The following is a 16,682-nucleotide window of genomic DNA, read 5'->3' on the forward strand; positions in this document are numbered from 1 at the left end:
TCGCGCGCCACCGACCGGCATGGATCCCATATAGGGCCGCTCCGCGCGGTTTGCCCTATCCTGGGTGCGAACCGGCGTGCATCGTTCGTGCCGCTCAGCAGAGACCGGCCGCGCGGAGCACGTCGTGGGCGCGGATGATGTCGCGCAGGCGCTCCTCGAAGGAGCGGTCGCCGCCGTTGGCGTCCGGGTGGAAGCGCTTCACCAGCACCTTGTACTGCGCCTTGATAGCGGCCGTATCCGCGCCCTCCTCGAGGCCCATCACGTCGAGGGCGCGGCGCACCGCCGCCGAGTGCTTGGGCTTGCGCGGCTCCTCGGGCTGGCGGGCGCGCCGGCGCGCGTCGCCGACGCCCTCGCCGCGCAGGATGCCGAGCGGATCGACGTAGGCCCAGTCCCGAACCGGCTCGTCCGCCGGCTTGGCCTCGCCGGTCCGGTTCACGCCCATCGCCCAGGTTGGGCGATGACCGATGATCGCGTCCTTCTGGTAGGCCTGAACGGCGGCGTCGTTCATGCCATCGAAGTAATTGTAGGTGGCGTTGTAGGCGCGAACATGGTCGATGCAGAAGCGCCAGTACTGGCCCTCCGCCTTCCGCCCCTTCGGCGCCCGGTACAGGCCCGGATGGGTGCAGCCGGGGCTCTCGCAGCCGGCTTCCGCGGCGGGCTTCGGCTCGTCGCAGGTCGGCTTGATCCGGATGCTGTCGAACAGGCGCGAGTTGAGATCCATGACGGGCCGATTATGAGGGGGCGGACCTGAGACACAAGGGCACCGGGCCTGATGACGCATGCGCGGGATCGGGCTTGACGGCGCCCACGGACACGACGCGAGGGCACGATGACGGACGGTGCGGGCGCGGGCGGCACCCTGCGGGACTGGATGGAGGCGCGGCTGCGGGAGCAACTCGCGCCGGCGCGGCTCGACGTGATCGACGAGTCGCATCTGCATGCCGGCCACGCCGGAGCGCGGCCGGGGGGCGAGACCCATTACCGGCTCGACATCGTCGCGTCGGCGTTCGAGGGCAAGAGCCGCGTCGAGCGGCACCGCTTGGTGAACGCGCTGCTCGACGACGCGTTCAAGCGGGGTTTGCACGCCCTCGCGCTCCGCGCCCGCACGCCGGCCGAGGCGGCCTGAATCGGGCCCCCCCCTGGGGACGCGGGCGGGATCGCGCCGACGGGGTACGGGACGGGAGGCACGGGACAGATATGGTGACGGAGCCGCCGATCCGCATCCGCCCGCTCGCGGGCTGCGCACCCGACGCGGGGGCGCGGCGCGCCGTCGGCGCGCAGCCGGGGAGGGCGCCATGGCTCTGCGGGTGACGCCGCGCATCGCCATCGACGAGGACGAGATCGAGCTGTCCTTCATGCGCGCCTCGGGCGCCGGCGGACAGAACGTCAACAAGGTCGAGACCGCGGTCCAGCTGCGCTGGGCGGCGCTGGCCTCGCCCGCCCTCGACGAGCGGGTGCGGGCCAATCTGGTGCGGCTCGCCGGGCGGCGGATGACCAAGGACGGCGTTCTCGTCCTCGCCGGGCAGCGGCACCGGACGCAGGAGCGCAACCGGGCCGACGTGCTGCAGCGGCTCGTCGATCTGGTGGCGGAGGCGGCCAAGCCGCCGCCGCCGATCCGCCGGCCCACGAAGCCGACCCGGGGCTCGCAGGAGCGGCGCATTGGCGCGAAGAAGAGCCGCGCCGCGATCAAGCAGGGCCGGGGCAGCGTCCGGGATTCGGACGGCTGACCCCGATCCCGCCGCCGCGGCCGGGTCTCAGTGGATCGCGTCGATGACCTCGGCCTTCGGGCTGGCGTCGGGCGCCGGGGAGGAGCCCGCCACCAGGGTGCTGCCCGGCTTGGCGATGGTCAGGACGATCGCGATCATCGCCAGGATGGCGGCCAGCGCCGCCGGGAAGAGGAAGGCCGATTCGCCGTAGCGCATGTCGAGCAGGCCGCCGACGACGGCGCCGGTGCTGAGCCCGGCCCAGAGCGGCGCCTGGATCCAGAAGGACGGCGCCACCGTGCCGAGCAGCAGGTTGGCGCAGCCCGTGCCGAAACGCACCACGGCGCCCGTGACGTAGGTGAGCGCCAGGGAGCGGCCGCCCTCGTCCTGCAGCGTCGCGTTCTGGAGGCCCAGCGCCAGCACGATCGGGTAGGCGTGGAGCGGGTAAGCGAAGGTGCCCCAGGGCATCAGCAGGCCGCCGGCGAGCAGCAGGGCCTGGAGCGTCAGCAGCACGGCGAGGCGCCAGCGCCCGACCCAGGCGGCGATCAGCGTCCCGAGGAAGGCGCCGAAGCAGAACATGCAGATGGTGCTGGCGACGCGGCTGACGTTCTCCCAGTCGGCGTTGGCGACCGCCACGCCGAAGCGGGTCGTGTTGCCCGACATGAACGACATGAAGAGCTGCGAGAATTCCAGGAAGCCGATGGAGTCGGCGCAGCCCGCGAGCGCCGCGAGGGCGATCGCGAAAGGGATGCGGGTTCGCGGATCGGCGGGAAACGACTTGTCGGCCGGTGGCTCAGGTTTCCGCTCCGGTGCTGCACCACCTGTCCGACTTCCGTATTCCGCCATGCTGATCCCCCGATCGAGCCGCCGCGCCTAGTCGCGGTCGACTGACAATGGACGAATAGCGGAGCGGTTTCATGCCGATGTGCGCCGCAACACAACGACGCGCCCCGGCACCGGTCGTCCGCCCTCGCGCCGGACTTCCGCGGGGCGCGCCGTCAGCATCTCCAGGCCGCGAGACGCGGCCGTCGCCGCGAGATGGGCCTCCGCGTGGGCGTAGCGGCCGTCCGCGCCCAGGACGGAGCCGGGACCGTCGTGGGATTGCACCGTGAAGGCACCGAGCCCGCCCGTCCGCAGGACCCGCCCCACCCGCGCCAGGAACGTCGCGAGGTCCGCGACGTAGATCAGGACGTCCGCGGCGAGGCAGAGGTCGGCCGAGGCCTCCGGCAGGTCGGCCAGGGCGGCGCCGATGTCACCCTCGACGAGGCGCTCGTAGAGCGGCCGACCCCGCGCCGTCTTGGCCCGCGCCAGCGCCAGCATCCCGGGGGAGAGGTCGATCCCCGTCAGATGATCGACCCGGTCGCGCACGACCTCGCCCATGAGCCCCGTGCCGCAGCCGAGATCGAGACCGACCGCGAAGCGCTCCGGAACGCACGGCAGGGCGTCGCGGACGAGTTGCGGGCCGACATAGCCGAGGCCGTCCACGAGGTGGCGCTCGAAGCGCGGCGCGTAGCCGTCGAACAGGGCGCGGACATAGGCTGGCGACAGGACCGGGAGGGTGTCGCCGCCGCCCAGGCGGGCGAGGTGCGCGCGCACGCCCAGCCTGTCCTCGGGATCGATGGCGAGGGCGCGGGCATAGGCCTGCGCCGCCGCGTCGCGCAGGGCCGGATCGGGGCCGCCGGCGGCCAGGCCCGCGCGCGCCCGGCCCAGCAGGAGCCAGGCCGGCGCGTAGCGCGGGGCGCGTTCCAAGACCTGCTCGGCGAGATCGGCGGCGCCCGCGTGGTCGCCCTCGGCGAGGCAGGCCTCGGCGTAGCGGTAGCGGCGATCGGCGAGGAGGTCGCCGGAACTGAGCTGCGAGGCCATGCGTCTGCCCGGTCGGGGGCGCCTATATACCGGGGCCACCGGCGGACTCCACCGGCAGCACGGACCCGATGCCGATACGCGCCAGCGATCTCCTCACCCTGACCCGCGAGGGTCTCTACTGCCCCCTCGGGCGCTTCCACGTCGATCCGACCTGGCCCGTGGAGCGCGCGCTGATCACGCACGGGCACGCCGATCACGCCCGCGCGGGCCACGGCCGGGTGCTGGCGACGCCCGAGACCCTGCGGATCATGGCGGTGCGCTACGGCGCGGATTTCTGCCGCCAGCGGCAGGAGGCGCAGCTCGGCGCGGCGCTCCGCGTCGGCGACGTGACCGTGCGCTTCGCCCCGGCCGGCCACGTCCTCGGGTCGGCACAGATCGCCATCGAGCGGGACGGCGTCCGCGTCGTGGTGTCGGGCGACTACAAGCGCGCGCCGGACCCGACGTGCCTGCCCTTCGAGGTCGTGCCCTGCGACGTGTTCATCACCGAGGCGACCTTCGGACTGCCGGTCTTCACCCATCCCGATACGCGGGGCGAGGTCCGCAAGCTCCTCGAATCGGTGAAGCTGTTCCCGGAGCGCGCCCACATCGTGGGCGCCTACGCGCTCGGCAAGGCGCAGCGAGTGATGGCGCTCCTGCGCGAGGAGGGCTGGGACCGCCCGATCCACCTGCACGGCGCCATGGAGAAGCTGACGACGCTCTACAAGGAGGAGGGCGTGCCGCTCGGCGACACGCCCAAGGTCGTGGCCGCCGAGCGGAAGGACCTGCACGGGGCGATCGTGCTCTGCCCGCCCTCGTCGATCCAGGACCTGTGGTCCCGCAAGTTCCCCGACCCGGTGACCTGCTTCGCCTCGGGCTGGATGCGGGTGCGCGCCCGCGCCCGCCAGAAGGGCGTCGAGCTGCCGCTGGTGATCTCCGACCATTCCGACTGGCCGGACCTGTGCCGCACCATCCGCGACACCGGCGCCGGGGAGGTCTGGGTGACGCACGGCCAAGAGGACGCGCTGGTCCACTGGTGCGGGACCCAGGGGATCCGGGCGAAGCCGCTCCACCTGCTCGGCTACGGCGATGACGGCGAGGTCGAGGGGACCTCGGAGGCGGGCTCCGGGGCGGAGGCGGCGGCGTGAACGACTTCGCCCACCTGCTCGACCGCCTCGCCTACGAGCCGCGCCGCAACGCCAAGCTGCGCATGCTCCAGGACTACTTCGCGCGCACGCTCGATCCCGAGCGCGGCTACGCACTCGGTGCCATGACCGGCACGCTGAGCTTCCGCGAGGCCAAGCCGGCCCTGATCCGGGGACTGGTCGAGGAGCGGATCGACCCGGTGCTGTTCCGGCTGTCGCACAATTACGTGGGCGACCTCGCGGAGACGACGGCGCTGATCTGGCCGGGACCGGCGGAGGCGCCGCGGGAACCGGGCCCCGGCCACAACAACCCGCCGCCGCATGTCCCGACCCTGGCCGAGGTCGTGGAAACCCTCGCGACCATCCCCAAGCGCGATCTGCCCCGCCATCTCGCCGACTGGCTCGACGCCCTCGACGAGACCGGGCGCTGGGCGCTCCTGAAGCTGGTCACCGGCAACCTGCGGGTCGGCGTCTCGGCGCGGCTCGCCAAGACGGCGGTCGGTGCGCTGGGCGGCCACGACGCCGACGCCGTCGAGGAGGTCTGGCACGGGCTGACCCCGCCCTTCGAGACCCTGTTCGCCTGGGTCGAGGGCCGGGCCGAGCGGCCCGAGACCCTGAACCCCGCGCCGTTCCGGCCGCCGATGCTGTCGCACCCGATCGAGGAGGAGGCCGACCTCGAGAAGCTGGAGGCCGGGGCGTTCTCGGCCGAGTGGAAGTGGGACGGCATCCGCGTCCAGCTCGTCGGCGGTCTCGACCGGGCCGGCCAGCAGGTCGGGAAGGTCTATTCCCGCACCGGCGAGGACATCACCGGGGCGTTCCCGGACCTCGCCGAAGCCATCACCTTCGCGGGCGCCCTCGACGGCGAGCTGCTGATCCTCCGCGAGCGGCGGGTGCAGAGCTTCAACGTGCTGCAGCAGCGCCTGAACCGGAAGGCCGTGACGGGCAAGCTCCTGGAGGAGTTCCCGGCCCACGTGCGGGCCTACGACCTCCTCACCCTGGAGGGCGACGACCTTCGGGCAGAACCCTTCGCGGAGCGGCGGCGGAAGCTGGAGGCGCTGGTCACGCGCCTCGACCACGCGCGGATCGACATCTCGCCGCTCGTGCCCTTCGCGGACTGGGAGGCCCTAGCGGCCGCCCGGGCGGACCCGGCCTCGGTGGGCGCCGGCGCGGATGCCGACGCCATCGAGGGCGTGATGCTCAAGCGCCTCAACAGCCCCTACCTGCCGGGACGCCCCAAGGGACCCTGGTGGAAGTGGAAGCGCGAGCCGCACATCGTCGACGCCGTGATGATGTATGCCCAGCGCGGGCACGGGAAGCGCTCGTCCTTCTACTCGGACTACACGTTCGGGGTCTGGCGGGAGGCGCCCGAGGGCGGCGACGAACTGGTGCCAGTGGGCAAGGCCTATCACGGCTTCACCGACGCCGAGCTCGCCAAGCTCGACCGCTACGTCCGCAACAACACCACCAAGCGCTTCGGCCCGGTGCGCGAGGTCGCCCACGGCCGCGAGGCCGGGCTCGTCCTCGAGATCGCCTTCGAGGGCGTGCAGCGCTCGACCCGGCACAAGTCGGGTGTGGCCATGCGCTTCCCCCGGGTCAGCCGCATCCGCTGGGACAAGCCGCCCGCGGAGGCCGACCGGATCGACGTGCTGGAACGGATCCTCGCCCGGGGCGAGCGCGAGATCGCGCCGGGCGCGACGCTGATGGAGAAGTCCGCATGAGGCAGGGACACGGACGGGAGGGCAGGATCGGGCCGGTCGAGGCGCTGGCCTCCGGTCCGGTGGAGCGTCACGCCAGCGCGCGCCTCACCGTCGCGACCCCGGGACCGGGCTTCACGGACTTCACCGCCGCGGTGGCCGCGTTCGTGCGCGACAGCGGCGTCCGGGACGGGCTCCTCACGGTGTTCTGCCGGCACACCTCGGCCTCGCTGACCATCCAGGAGAATGCCGATCCCGACGTCCAGACCGACCTGATGACCGCGCTCGACGGCTTCGCGCCGCGCCACGCCGGCTACGTCCACGGCGCCGAGGGGCCGGACGACATGCCGGCCCATATCCGCACCCTGGTCACCGATTCGGCCCTGACCATCCCGCTGGTCGGCGGGGCGCTGGCGCTCGGCACCTGGCAGGGGATCTACCTGATCGAGCACCGCGACCGGCCGCACCGGCGGGAGATCGTGCTGAGCGCCCTCGGGGCGTGACGCGTCCGCCGGCGTCGCGCGGGCGGCGCGGGCCGGCTCAGCAACATGCGGTCACACACCGTCGGTTAACCATAGTGGGTCCTTATCGGCTTCCGTCGGATCGGGGACCGTGCCGCTCCGGCGAACGGAGACCCCGATGGGCCTTTACACCGCGCTCTCGAACTCGATTTCCGGCGCCTCGGCGCAGTCGCTGGCCCTGAACAATATCTCGGGGAACATCGCCAACACCCAGACGGTGGGCTTCAAGTCCACCGAGACGCGGTTCGCCGACATGCTGGCCGAGACCCGGGACGGCACGCAGCTGACCGGCGGCGTGCTGCCGAGCACGCGCAACAGCCTCAACATCCAGGGCACGATGCAGTCGACCGGTGTGGCGACCAACCTCGCGATCTCGGGCAACGGCTACTTCGTCGTCAAGAAGAACACCGGGACGCCGGACAGCCCGGCCTTCGCCGGCGACACCGGCTACACGCGGCGCGGCGACTTCGCTCCGGACGCCAGCGGCTATCTCGCGAACGGCGCGGGCTACTACCTGTTCGCCGGCCCCTCGGCGACGACCCCCGTCCAGGTTCCGACCGGGGCGAGCACCCTGGCGAGCCTCGCGGTCTCGCCCGCCGGCACCCTCACGGGCACGGCCGCGGACGGCAGCACCCTGGCCCTCGGCACGCTGCAGCTGGCGCAGTTCGGCATGCAGGACAACCTCGCCTCGCTCGATGGCGGCACTTACGTGGCCACCGGCCAGTCCGGGACGCCGAGCTACGGCCTCAACGGCGCGACCATCACGGCCGGCTCGGTGGAGCAGTCCAATGCCGGGATCTCGGATCAGTTCTCGAAGATGATCGAGACCCAGCAGGCCTACACGGCCAACACCAAGGTCATGAGCACCACTGACCAGATGCTGCAGGACGCCATCGCGATGTACACCTGAGGCGGCCCCGTCAGAGGAACTTCAGCGGGTCCTTCTCGGGTGGGGGCGGCGCCACGTCGGCGCGGTTCCACCAGCCGCCGCCGAGGGCCACGAACAGCGCGGCGGTGTCGGCGTACTGGGTGGCGCGCGCCGCCGCCGAGGTCACCAGCGCCGAGAGGTAGCCCTGCTGGGCGATCAGCACCTGCGAGGAGGTGATCGCCCCGGCCGTGTACTGCTTGCGGATCAGCGCGAGGCTCTGGTTCGTGGCGCTCACCGCTGCGTCGGCGGCGGCCACGGCCTTCGCGTCGGCCTGGAGCGCGCGCAGCGCGTCCGCGACGTTCTGGAAGGCGGTGATCACCGTCGCCTTGTACTGCGCCTGCGCCTCCGTCAGCGATTCCTCGGCGGCCTGCTGGCGCCGGAACAGGGTGCCCGCATCGAATATCGGCGCCGTCGCCTGCCCGATGATCGTGAAGAACGCCGCGCCCGGATTGGCGATCTGGGCGATCCGCGTGGCGCTGGAGCCGCCCGTGGCGGTCAGGCTGAACTGCGGCAGGCGGTTCGCCACCGCGACGCCGACATTGGCACTCGCCTGCTGCACCAGGGCCTCCGCCGCCTTCACGTCGGGGCGCTGCTGCACGAGCCGCGAGGGCAGGCTCACCGGGAGCCGGGTCGGCAGGCGCAGGGCGGCGAGGTCGAAGGTCTCGGAGACCTCGTCGGAGGGCAGGCGCCCCACCAGGGCGGTCAGCAGGTTGCGCTGCTGGGCGAGCGCCTTCTCCAGCGGCGGCAGGAGCTGCTGTGACAGCGCCAGCGCGGCCTGCTGCTGCACCACGTCGGCCCCGGCGATCTGACCCAGCGAGAGCTGCTTGTTGTAGAGCTGCAGGACCTCGGTCTGCGCCTGGATCACCTTGCGGGTCGCGTCGATCTGCGCGCGCAGGGACGCTTCCTGGATCGCGGCGGCGACGACGTTGGCGGTCAGGCTCAGGTAGGCCGCCTCCAGCTGGAAGCGCTGGTTCTCGGTGGTGGCCTCCAGCGACTCGATCTGCCGGCGATTCCCGCCGAACACGTCGGGATTGTACGAGACCACCGCCTGCGGCGTGGACAGGCTGTAGAGGTACCGGCTCTGATTGTTGAGGGGCGATTGCAGGTCGAGGCCGGGCGCCAGCGCCCCCTGGACCTGCGGCGTCGCGGTCAGGCTCGGGTAGAGGGTGCCCTTCTGGGCCAGCACGTTCTGCTGCGCCACCCGCAGGGAGGCCTGCGCGGCCTCCAGCGTTGGGTTGTTGGCGAGCGCCTGCTCGACGACGCGGTTCAGGGCCTTCGAGTGGAACAGCCTCCACCACTCGCCCGGGATGTCGGCGCCGGACACGAAGCTCTGGTCGGCCGAGCCGCCCTGCCGGGTCCGGATGTTGTCGGCCGCGGAGGGGTTCTGCAGCGGCTCCTTGGTGTAACGGCCGACCGGCGGAGCCTCGGGCGCCACGAAGTTCGGGCCGACCGCGCAGGCCGACAGGCCCAGGGAGGCCGCCAGCCACGCGGTCGCCCGTCCGCACCGTCTCGGCGCAAAGCTCACCATCCCGCCCCCGAAAACCTCACCTCGGTAGAGCGGCGCGACCCGCTGCCAAGTCAATCCGACCATCCCCGGGCGGCGCGCGCGGCGCGGCCGTTGTGGCCCCCCTGCAACGGGCCGCGCGCCGGCCCGCGTGGTCGTGAGCCGGCTCACGCGGCGGCCCGGTGCGCGGGCCGCGCCTGGGCGTCCGGGTTCGGGCGGCGTCGGGAGAACAGTGAGATCAGCACCGGGACGATCACGAGGATCAGGTTCGGCGCCAGGATGATGCCGCCCACCACCACGAGCGCCAGCGGCTTCTGCACCTGCGAGCCGATGCCGGTGGAGACCGCGGCCGGCAGCAGGCCGACGCAGGCCGCCACGCAGGTCATCATCACCGGGCGCATGCGGACCACGGCGGCGTGCCAGACCGCCTCCTGCCGCTTCCAGCCCTCGTCGAGCAGCTGGTTGTAGTAGGCGAGCAGGATCACGCCCTCCATGGTCGAGATCCCGAACAGCGCGATGAAGCCGATCGCCGCCGAGATCGAGAACGGCGTGCCGGTCAGCGCCAGGGCGAAAATGCCGCCGATCATCGCCATCGGGATGACCGACAGGGTCAGCAGCATGTCGGCCACCGATGAGAAGTTGATGTAGAGGAGCAGCGCGATCAGCAGCAGCGTGATCGGCACCACGAGGCTGAGGCGGGCGGCCGCCTCCTTCAGGTTGGTGAACTGGCCGACCCATTCCAGCCGGTAGCCTGGCGGGAGGTCGACCGCGTCGGCGACCTTGCGCTGGGCCTCGAGCACGGCGCTGCCGAGGTCGCGGCCGCGCACCGAGAACTTCACCGGGATGTAGCGCTGCTGGTCCTCGCGGTAGATGAACGAGGCGCCGGAGACGAGGTCGACGTCGGCGATCTCGGAGAGCGGCACCTGGATCACGCCGCCGTTCGGGTTCTGGGCGCCGACCGCGATGTTGCGGATGCCGGCGAGCGAGGAGCGGTACTCCTTGGCGAGCCGCACCCGCATCGGGAAGTGCCGGTCCGAGCCGTACTCGTAGAGGTCGCCCGCGGTCTGGCCGCCGATCGCCGCCTGGATCGTGGTGTTCACGTCGCCGATCGAGAGGCCGTAGCGGGCGGCCTTGTGGCGGTCGACGTCGATCCGCACCGTCGGCTGGCCGAGGGATTCGAACACCGACAGGTCGGTTACGCCCGGGACGGTGGCGAGCGCGGCCTTGACGGCGTTGGCGGTCTTGGTGAGCTGCGCGAGGTCGTTGCCGTAAATCTTGACCGAGTTCTCGCCCTTCACGCCCGAGGCCGCCTCCTGGACGTTGTCCTCGATATACTGCGAGAAGTTGAACTCGATACCGGGGAATTCGGCCTCCAGTTTCTTGCTGAGGTCCTGGATCAGGGTCTCCTTGTCGAGGCCCTTGCGCCACTGATCGATCGGCTTGAGCGGCGCCAGGATCTCGACGTTGAAGAAGCCGGTGGCGTCGGTGCCGTCGTTCGGGCGGCCCTGGTGCGACAGGACGGTGGTGACCTCCGGAACCTCCTGGAAGATCTTGCGCATGCGCTGGACGTAGCCGTTGCCGGCCTCCAGCGAGATCGAGGACGGCATCGTGCCGCGCACGTAGAGGTTGCCCTCCTCGAGACGCGGCAGGAATTCGAGGCCGAGGTTGCGGGCCGTGAGGCCCGAGACCAGCAGCACCGCCAGCATCACGGCGATCGCCAGGACCCGGTTGCGCAGGCCGAAGCGCAGAGCCGCCTCGTGGCCGACGCGCAGCACCCGCACGATCAGGGTGTCGCGCTCCTCGAGCTTCTTCGGCAGCATGAGGGCCGAGAGCGCTGGCGAGACGGTGAAGGTCGCCAGCAGGCCGCCGAGCAGCGCGTACGCGTAGGTCTTGGCCATCGGGCCGAAGATGTGGCCCTCGACGCCGGTCATCGTGAACAGCGGCAGGAAGCCGACGATGATGATCGTCGCCGAGAAGAAGATCGCCCGGTTCACCTCGCGCCCGGCGATCGCGATCGTGCCGAGCCGCCCGGTGAGGCCGTCGGGCGGATCCTCGCCCTTCACGTGATCGGGCTCGGCGATGTGGCGGAAGACGTTCTCCACCATGATCACGGTCGCGTCGACGATCAGGCCGAAATCGATCGCGCCGAGCGACAGCAGGTTGGCCGAGTCGCCGCGCACCACCAGGATCAGGATCGCGAAGCCGAGCGCGAACGGGATCGTGGCCGCCACGATGATCGCGCTCGTGAGCGAGCCGAGGAACAGCCACTGCACCACGAACACCAGCACCACGCCGAAGACGAGGTTGTGCATCACCGTGTGGGTGGTGGTGTGGATCAGGCCCGAGCGGTCGTAGATCCGCTCGATCTTCACGTCGGGCGGCAGGATCGTGGAGCTGTTGATCTTGTCGATCTCGGCCTCGACCCGCTCCAGCGTCGGCAGGCTCTTGCCGCCGCGGGTCATGAGCACGATGCCTTCGACGATGTCGGGCTGGTTGTCGTGCCCGACGATGCCGAGGCGCGGGGCGTTCGACACGCGCACCTCCGCCACGTCTCGCACCAGCACCGGGGTGCCGTTGACGAGGCTGATCATCGTGTCGCGAATGTCGTCCATGTCGCGGATCAGGCCGATGCCGCGCACCACCGCCGATTGCTGCCCGACGTTCAGCGTCTGGCCGCCGACGTTGATCGAGGCGTTGTTCAGCGCGTTGGTCAGCTGCACCAGGGTCAGGCCCTGGGCCTGGAGGCGATTCAGGTCGACCGCGACCTCGTACTCCTTCGCCTTCCCGCCGAAGGCCGTGACGTCGACGACGCCGGGGATCGCCTTGAACCGGCGCTGCAGCACCCAGTCCTGCAGGGTCTTCATGTCCATGGGCGAGTAGCCCGCCGGGCCGACGAGCTTGTAGCGCATGATCTCGCCCACCGGGCTCGTCGGCGAGATCTGCGGCGTGGCGCCGTTGGGCAGCGTCGGGGCCTGCGACAGGCGGTTGAGCACCCGCTGCAGCGCCTGCTCGTACGTGTACTCGTAGTTGAACTGGACCTTCACGTCCGAGAGGCCGAACAGCGAGATCGTCCGGACCACCTGGGCGTTCGGGATGCCGGCGAGCGCCACCTCCAGGGGGATGGTGATGTAGCGCTCGATCTCGTCGGCCGACTGGCCCGGATTCTGGGTGATCACGTCGACGAGCGGCGGGACCGGATCCGGGTAGGCCTCGATGTTGAGCTGCGTGTAGGCGCCGTAGCCGACGCCGAGCATCACGACGAACAGCAGCACCACCAGCACGCGCTGGCGCAGCGAGAAGGCGATCAGGGCGTTCATCGGATCCCCGCTCAGGACGCCTTGTCGCCGGTGGCCGCCCGGTCGATGAACAGGGCCCCGCGCGTGACGACCTGCTCGCCCGCGCTCAGGCCCTGGACGACCTGGGCGTTGTCGCCGTTGATCAGGCCGAGCTTGATGTCGCGCGCCTCCACGGCGCCGTCGGGCCGCGCCACCCAGACGTGGGTGCGGTCGCCCTCGTAAACGATGGCGGCCACCGGCACGCTCGGGCTCGGCTCACCCTTGCCGGTGATGATCGTGTAGGTGGCGAACATCTCCGGGCGCAGCACCCGGTCCGGGTTGTCGACCTCGCTGCGCACCGCGAGGCGCCGCGTCGCCGGGTCGAGGCTGGAGGCCATGTAGTTCACCCGGGCCTTGAACACCCGCGCGCCGAAGCCCGCCACCTTCGCCTCGACCTCCTGGCCGATGCGGATCTTGGGGATTTCGCTCTCGCGGACGTTGGCCACGAGCCAGACCGTCGACAGGTCGCCGATCACGAAGACCGGGTCGCTGGAGGCCGAGAGGTACTGCCCGATGCCGACCTTGCGCTGGACGATCGTGCCGGCGATCGGCGCCCGGATCTGCGTCTCGGCGCTCATCGTGCCGTTCTTCTCGAAGGCGGCGATCTCGGCGTCCGTCTTGCCCAGCAGGCGCAGGCGGCTCCGCACCGCGTCGAGGGCGCCCTCGGCGGTCTTCAGGTCGCTCTGGGCGGCGATGACGTCGTTCTGGGCCGACTGGTAGTCCTTCAGTGCCGTCGCGCGGGCCTGGAACAGCTCCTGCTGGCGCTGCGCGATGGTCTGGTCGAGCTTCAGGAGCGCCTGCTGCTTCTGGAGGTTATTCACGGCCGCCTGATAGTCGTTCTGCGCCTGGACCATGTCGGTGGCCTCGAGCGTCAGCAGCACGTCGCCGGCCTTCACGTCGTCGCCGGCGCGGACCAGGACCTTCGTCACCCGGCCGGCATAGGGCGAGACCACGGGGACGTTGTCGTCCTCGTTGAGGGCGATCCGTCCCTCGGCCGAGCCCTCGGGCCGGAACACGAGGTTGGCGACCGGCAGGATCTCGAAGGCGGCCCGCTGCTCCTTGGAGGGCCGGAACACCCGCTCCACCGGGCCGGCCTTCTCTACGTCGATGCCCGGGTCGGGGTTGCCCGGGGCGAACAGCCCGGTCACGGCCGCGACGAGGTGCGCGGCGGCCTCGCGGGTCCGGTCGGGAAACGCGATGGCGGCGCCCAGGGCGGCCGCGAGCAGGACGGCGGCGATCAGCAGGCCGGGCCACCGGCGCCCGCGCGCGGGGACGGCGACGGCCTCGTCCTGGTCCAGCGGATTTCGGGCGTCCATGCGGATGATCTTCTAGGTCCGGACCGAGAGTCCGGGCTGGGTGACGAGAGTACGATACGTGCCCGGACGACGCCTGCATCAATGCGGTCGCTGGTGCTTTTCTATGGCGCGCCGCGGGAAGATTCGGGCGGTACGGCGTGCCTAGAGCAAAGCTTGTCCGACAGGCAATCGATCCGGCGCCCCGGTCGCGAAACCGTGTGGCCCCGTCTTCCTTTGACGGGATTTGTTACAATATGACAACGCTCGCGGGTCCAGGCCCGCGCGATCCCGCACCCGTCACCGAAGAAGCCGTCATGTCCGATACGAGCAACGCTTCCGCCCCGGCCGCTCCCGGTTCCGCCGCCGGCAAGATCCCGGTCACCGTGCTCACCGGCTACCTCGGCGCGGGCAAGACCACGCTCCTCAACCGGATCCTCACCGAGAACCACGGCAAGCGCTACGCCGTGATCGTCAACGAGTTCGGCGAGATCGGCATCGACAACGACCTCGTCGTCGGCGCGGACGAGGAGGTGTTCGAGATGAACAACGGCTGCGTCTGCTGCACGGTGCGCGGCGACCTGATCCGGATCATGGACGGGCTGGTGAAGCGCCGGGGCAAGTTCGACGCGATCATCGTCGAGACGACCGGCCTCGCCGACCCGGCCCCTGTGGCGCAGACCTTCTTCGTCGACCAGGATGTCGGCGAGGCCGCCCGCCTCGACGCCGTGGTGACGGTGGCCGACGCCAAGTGGCTGTCCGACCGCCTGAAGGACGCGCCGGAGGCGAAGAACCAGATCGCCTTCGCGGACGTGATCCTGCTCAACAAGAGCGACCTCGTCTCCCCGGCCGACCTCGACCGCGTCGAGGCCGAGATCCGCACGATCAACCCGCTGGCCAAGCTCCACCGCACGCAGAACTGCGCCGTGCCCCTCGACGCGGTCCTCGAGCGCAACGCCTTCGACCTCGACCGCATCCTCGACGTCGAGCCCGACTTCCTCGAGGCAGGGCACCACCACCATCACGATTCCGACATCCGCTCGATCTCGGCCAAGATCGAGGGCGCGGTCGACCCGGACAAGTTCATGCCGTGGATCTCGAACCTCACCCAGTCGCAGGGTCCGGACATCCTGCGGTGCAAGGGGATCGTGGCCTTCCCCGACGAGCCGAAGCGCTTCGTCTTCCAGGGCGTGCACATGATCCTCGACGGCGACGTGCAGGGCGACTGGGGCCAGGACGAGGAGCGGGTCTCGCGGGTGGTGTTCATCGGCCGCAACCTCGATCCGGCGGCGATCAAGGAGGGCTTCGAGGCCTGCCGCGCCTGAACGGGCGCCGCCTCCCCGGCGCCCCGCGCCGGGAAGGCGATTCTCAACGTTTCCGTGGCATCACGGACGGCGCGGGCCCGCGTAACCGGCCCGCGGAGCCCGCGTATCCATGGCCCACACCGCAGCGCCCGCAGGCCCGGTCCCGTCCGGGTCGGCGGGCGGAATCCCGCTCATCGCGGCCGTCGAGGGGCTGGGCAAGGCGCTGTTCGCGGCGTTCGTATTCTTCGCCTGCTTCGCCTTCTCGGAGACCTCGCCCTACGACGCGGTCGCGATCCCCACGATCCTGCTCTGGCTCTGCCTCGGCGTCCGGCTGCACCGCGGGGCGGTGCCCCTGGTGGCGCTCCTGCTCCTCTACCTCGCGGGCATCGTCACCGCGCTGCTGCCCTACCTGAACGAGGAGTTCCCGGTCACCTGGACGGTGCAGCTGGTCTACCTCTCGATCACCTGCATCTTCTTCGCGATGTTCTTCGCGGACGACACGCACGCCCGGATGGAGCTGGCGCTCAAGGCCTACACGGCGAGCTGCGTGTTCTCGGCGGCGCTGGGCATCGTCGGCTACCTGCAATGGCTCGGGATCGAGGACCTGTTCTACAAGTACGACCGGGCCTCGGGCACGTTCCAGGACCCGAACGTCTTCGGCTCGTTCCTGACGCTCGGCGCGCTCTACCTGATGCACGGCCTGCTCACCGGCTCCACGCGCCGGCCGCTCGTGTCCCTCGCCGGCCTGCTGATCATCGTGGCCGGCATCTTCCTGTCGTTCTCGCGCGGGTCCTGGGGCGGGAGCGCCGTCGCGGTGCTGCTGATGGTGGGATCGGTCTACGCCGGCAGCGACTCCCCGCGCCTGCGCCGCCGCATCGTGCTCCTGACCCTGGCGACCATCGTTCTCGGCACCGTCGCGGTGATCGGGCTGCTCTCGGTCGACCACGTCCACAAGATGTTCGAGACCCGGGCGGCCCTGACCCAGGACTACGACCAGGGCGAGACCGGCCGCTTCGGCAACCAGATCCGCGGCTTCGCCATGCTGCTGGAGCGGCCGTTCGGGATGGGGCCGATGCACTGGCGGCTGATCTTCGGGCTCGAACCGCACAATTCCTACATCGGCTCCTTCGCCAACGGCGGCTGGCTCGGCGGGGCCGTGTTCATCGGCCTCGTGGTGGCGACCGGCCTCGTCGGCTTCCGGCTCCTGGCGCGGCCGTCGCCGGTCCGGGCGCACGCCCAGATCGTCTGGCCGGCGCTGCTGATGTTCTTCCTGCAGGCCGTCCAGATCGACATCGAGAAGTGGCGCCACGTCTACATGATGCTGGGCATGGTCTGGGCGCTGGAGGCCGCGCGGTTGCGCATGGGCACGCGGCCGCAGGCGGGCGCGCTTGAAACGCGGCGCTAGGCGCGGCATCGC

Annotated in this window: 14 protein-coding genes; 8 read left to right on the top strand and 6 right to left on the bottom strand. The window is 70.9% G+C overall.

Annotation, left to right across the window (positions count from 1 at the left end):
• Positions 1-94: 94 nt before the first annotated feature.
• Complete coding sequence (locus BM419_RS08275) at positions 95-721, bottom strand: J domain-containing protein (protein WP_091926119.1); 627 nt, start codon at positions 719-721, stop codon at positions 95-97.
• A gap of 108 nt (positions 722-829) precedes the next feature.
• Here BM419_RS08275 and BM419_RS08280 point away from each other — a divergent pair, with 108 nt between their 5' ends.
• Both BM419_RS08280 and arfB read left to right on the top strand, forming a co-directional pair.
• Positions 830-1,126 (top strand): BolA family protein, encoded by a 297-nt coding sequence (locus BM419_RS08280; RefSeq protein ID WP_020092683.1) that lies wholly within the window; start codon positions 830-832, stop codon positions 1,124-1,126.
• 169 nt (positions 1,127-1,295) lie between these two features.
• Complete coding sequence (gene arfB / locus BM419_RS08285) at positions 1,296-1,727, top strand: alternative ribosome rescue aminoacyl-tRNA hydrolase ArfB (protein ID WP_091926121.1); 432 nt, start codon at positions 1,296-1,298, stop codon at positions 1,725-1,727.
• 27 nt (positions 1,728-1,754) lie between these two features.
• On the opposite strand, the gene BM419_RS08290 is transcribed toward arfB, so the two are convergent.
• A complete protein-coding gene (locus tag BM419_RS08290; RefSeq protein ID WP_056525824.1) occupies positions 1,755-2,549 on the bottom strand; it encodes a YoaK family protein in 795 nt (264 codons plus the stop codon).
• Between the two features lie 69 nt (positions 2,550-2,618).
• A complete protein-coding gene (locus BM419_RS08295; RefSeq protein WP_091926123.1) occupies positions 2,619-3,566 on the bottom strand; it encodes a methyltransferase domain-containing protein in 948 nt (315 codons plus the stop codon).
• Between the two features lie 68 nt (positions 3,567-3,634).
• On the opposite strand from BM419_RS08295, the gene BM419_RS08300 reads away from it, so the two are divergent.
• From BM419_RS08300 to BM419_RS08315, 4 genes are all read left to right on the top strand, one after another.
• Positions 3,635-4,690 carry a ligase-associated DNA damage response exonuclease gene (locus BM419_RS08300; protein ID WP_091926125.1) on the top strand — a complete coding sequence of 352 codons (1,056 nt, stop codon included), beginning with the start codon at positions 3,635-3,637 and terminating at the stop codon, positions 4,688-4,690.
• The gene (locus tag BM419_RS08305) at positions 4,687-6,405 is read left to right on the top strand and encodes a cisplatin damage response ATP-dependent DNA ligase (RefSeq protein ID WP_091926127.1); all 1,719 of its coding nucleotides are present in this window, start codon (positions 4,687-4,689) and stop codon (positions 6,403-6,405) included. Before BM419_RS08300 ends, BM419_RS08305 begins: the two co-directional genes overlap by 4 nt.
• Positions 6,402-6,884, top strand: coding sequence for a secondary thiamine-phosphate synthase enzyme YjbQ (locus BM419_RS08310; protein ID WP_091926129.1), 483 nt, complete (start codon positions 6,402-6,404; stop codon positions 6,882-6,884). The genes BM419_RS08305 and BM419_RS08310 overlap by 4 nt, the downstream gene beginning before the upstream one ends.
• A gap of 136 nt (positions 6,885-7,020) precedes the next feature.
• Complete coding sequence (locus BM419_RS08315; protein ID WP_020092676.1) at positions 7,021-7,812, top strand: flagellar hook basal-body protein; 792 nt, start codon at positions 7,021-7,023, stop codon at positions 7,810-7,812.
• 10 nt (positions 7,813-7,822) lie between these two features.
• On the opposite strand, the gene BM419_RS08320 is transcribed toward BM419_RS08315, so the two are convergent.
• The 3 genes from BM419_RS08320 to BM419_RS08330 form a co-directional block, all read right to left on the bottom strand.
• Positions 7,823-9,358: an efflux transporter outer membrane subunit gene (locus BM419_RS08320; RefSeq protein WP_020092675.1), complete on the bottom strand. Its 1,536-nt coding sequence runs from the start codon at positions 9,356-9,358 to the stop codon at positions 7,823-7,825.
• Positions 9,359-9,501: 143 nt separating this feature from the next.
• Entirely contained in the window at positions 9,502-12,651 is a 3,150-nt protein-coding gene (locus BM419_RS08325) for an efflux RND transporter permease subunit (RefSeq protein ID WP_091926131.1), read from the bottom strand.
• 11 nt (positions 12,652-12,662) lie between these two features.
• Positions 12,663-13,985: an efflux RND transporter periplasmic adaptor subunit gene (locus tag BM419_RS08330; RefSeq protein ID WP_091679652.1), complete on the bottom strand. Its 1,323-nt coding sequence runs from the start codon at positions 13,983-13,985 to the stop codon at positions 12,663-12,665.
• Positions 13,986-14,278: 293 nt separating this feature from the next.
• Here BM419_RS08330 and BM419_RS08335 point away from each other — a divergent pair, with 293 nt between their 5' ends.
• Positions 14,279-15,286: a CobW family GTP-binding protein gene (locus tag BM419_RS08335; RefSeq protein ID WP_091679649.1), complete on the top strand. Its 1,008-nt coding sequence runs from the start codon at positions 14,279-14,281 to the stop codon at positions 15,284-15,286.
• Positions 15,287-15,395: 109 nt separating this feature from the next.
• Entirely contained in the window at positions 15,396-16,670 is a 1,275-nt protein-coding gene (locus BM419_RS08340) for an O-antigen ligase family protein (protein WP_091926133.1), read from the top strand.
• Positions 16,671-16,682: the final 12 nt, after the last annotated feature.

The sequence above is a fragment of the Methylobacterium sp. yr668 genome, from assembly GCF_900116245.1.
Taxonomy (GTDB): domain Bacteria; phylum Pseudomonadota; class Alphaproteobacteria; order Rhizobiales; family Beijerinckiaceae; genus Methylobacterium.

What these genes read in the sequence shown, in the direction of transcription:
- BM419_RS08330 (WP_091679652.1), bottom strand. Translation starts at nt 13,985, where the DNA reads ATGGACGCCCGAAATCCGCTGGACCAGGACGAGGCCGTCGCCGTCCCC.
- arfB (WP_091926121.1), top strand. Translation starts at nt 1,296, where the DNA reads ATGGCTCTGCGGGTGACGCCGCGCATCGCCATCGACGAGGACGAGATC.
- BM419_RS08320 (WP_020092675.1), bottom strand. Translation starts at nt 9,358, where the DNA reads ATGGTGAGCTTTGCGCCGAGACGGTGCGGACGGGCGACCGCGTGGCTG.
- BM419_RS08340 (WP_091926133.1), top strand. Translation starts at nt 15,396, where the DNA reads ATGGCCCACACCGCAGCGCCCGCAGGCCCGGTCCCGTCCGGGTCGGCG.
- BM419_RS08295 (WP_091926123.1), bottom strand. Translation starts at nt 3,566, where the DNA reads ATGGCCTCGCAGCTCAGTTCCGGCGACCTCCTCGCCGATCGCCGCTAC.
- BM419_RS08280 (WP_020092683.1), top strand. Translation starts at nt 830, where the DNA reads ATGACGGACGGTGCGGGCGCGGGCGGCACCCTGCGGGACTGGATGGAG.
- BM419_RS08300 (WP_091926125.1), top strand. Translation starts at nt 3,635, where the DNA reads ATGCCGATACGCGCCAGCGATCTCCTCACCCTGACCCGCGAGGGTCTC.
- BM419_RS08290 (WP_056525824.1), bottom strand. Translation starts at nt 2,549, where the DNA reads ATGGCGGAATACGGAAGTCGGACAGGTGGTGCAGCACCGGAGCGGAAA.
- BM419_RS08315 (WP_020092676.1), top strand. Translation starts at nt 7,021, where the DNA reads ATGGGCCTTTACACCGCGCTCTCGAACTCGATTTCCGGCGCCTCGGCG.
- BM419_RS08335 (WP_091679649.1), top strand. Translation starts at nt 14,279, where the DNA reads ATGTCCGATACGAGCAACGCTTCCGCCCCGGCCGCTCCCGGTTCCGCC.
- BM419_RS08275 (WP_091926119.1), bottom strand. Translation starts at nt 721, where the DNA reads ATGGATCTCAACTCGCGCCTGTTCGACAGCATCCGGATCAAGCCGACC.
- BM419_RS08325 (WP_091926131.1), bottom strand. Translation starts at nt 12,651, where the DNA reads ATGAACGCCCTGATCGCCTTCTCGCTGCGCCAGCGCGTGCTGGTGGTG.
- BM419_RS08310 (WP_091926129.1), top strand. Translation starts at nt 6,402, where the DNA reads ATGAGGCAGGGACACGGACGGGAGGGCAGGATCGGGCCGGTCGAGGCG.